Source organism: Mycobacterium sp. NGS51, assembly GCF_059812525.1.
In genome coordinates this window covers 1-1,240 of sequence record NZ_JCALCV010000052.1, presented here as the reverse complement: position 1 = coordinate 1,240, position 1,240 = coordinate 1, and the positions used below count along the sequence as shown (strand labels likewise).

General features: G+C 66.3%; 2 protein-coding genes. Both read left to right on the top strand.

Annotation, left to right across the window (positions count from 1 at the left end; translation table 11 throughout):
- Positions 1-63: 63 nt before the first annotated feature.
- Positions 64-492 carry an organic hydroperoxide resistance protein gene (locus AC5Y5W_RS24920; RefSeq protein WP_500014137.1) on the top strand — a complete coding sequence of 143 codons (429 nt, stop codon included), beginning with the start codon at positions 64-66 and terminating at the stop codon, positions 490-492.
- Between the two features lie 16 nt (positions 493-508).
- The gene (locus AC5Y5W_RS24915; RefSeq protein ID WP_500014139.1) at positions 509-1,147 is read left to right on the top strand and encodes a sensor domain-containing protein; all 639 of its coding nucleotides are present in this window, start codon (positions 509-511) and stop codon (positions 1,145-1,147) included.
- The last annotated feature ends 93 nt before the right edge of the window (positions 1,148-1,240 follow it).

The window sequence follows — 1,240 nt, the reverse complement described above, 5'->3', positions numbered from 1 at the left end:
CGCAGCACCTCCACCCGCAGCCCTGCCTTCTGTTTGGTGAGCGGTATTGGCATGATCGAGCGCATGAGTATTGAAGTCGTTTTCACTACGGAGTCCACGGCGACTGGCGGCGGCCGCGACGGTCATGTGACGTCGTCAGACGGCCGCATCGACCTCGACACCCGGCCGCCGAAAGAGATGGGCGGCAGCGGCGACGGCACCAATCCCGAGCAGCTGTTCTCCGCCGGTTACGCGGCCTGCTTCCTGGGCGCGCTGCGGCTGGTCGCAGGCAAGGCCGACGTCAAGTTGGACAACGCAACCGACGTCACCGTCCAGGTGGGCTTCGGCAAGGACCCCGCGGGCGGCTTCGGGCTGACCGGCAAGATCGTCGGCTACCTGCCCGGGCTGGAGCAGAACGCGGCCGACGACCTGATGCACCAGGCACATCAGGTGTGCCCGTACTCGAAAGCCACCCGAGGCAACGTCGACATCGACGTTTCGGCCAAGGTGTAACCGGGCATTGAATTTCGTGCGGATCAGCGCCGCGGCGGTGAGCATCGGTCTGGCCATCGCAGCGGCCCCGATCGCTGCTGGCCGCCCCTCGGACCCCGGCGTAGTGAACTACGCGGTCATGGGCAAGGGCTCGGTCGGCAACATCGTCGGCGGACCGATGCGAGACGAGTCGGTGTTCACCCAGCCGGTCCAGGCGTACTGGGTCGACGACCCGGTGTGCAACAACTGGGCGGACATTGGGTTGCCCGAGGTCTACAACGACCCGGACCTGGCCTCGTTCAACGGTGCCACCACCCAGACGTCGCCTGACGACCAGACGCATTTCGTCAAGCAGGCGGTCGGCGTCTTCGCCACCAATGACGCCGCGGGCCGTGCTTTTCACCGCGTCGCGGATCGCACCGTCGGTTGTTCTGGTCAGACCACGGCAATGCACCTGGACAACGGGGCCACCGAGGTGTGGTCATTCGACGGCGGGCCCGCGAGCGCCGCCGATGCCGCGTGGACCAAGCAGGAAGCCGGCACCGACCGCCGCTGCTTCAATCAAACCCGGCTGCGGGAAAACGTTGTGCTGCAGGCCAAGGTCTGTCAATCGGGTAATGCCGGCCCGGCGGTAAACGTGCTGGCCGGAGCCATGGAGAACGCGCTCGGCCAATAAGGCGCGGCGAGGCGGCCGACCGTTGCGGAATATGTCGGTGCCCTCCGGATGATGAAACGTACGGCTATCGTTGGGTAGCCGCGCGCAACCAGC

Coding starts and splice junctions, on each gene's coding strand:
- AC5Y5W_RS24920 (WP_500014137.1), top strand. CDS start 64: ATGAGTATTGAAGTCGTTTTCACTACGGAGTCCACGGCGACTGGCGGC.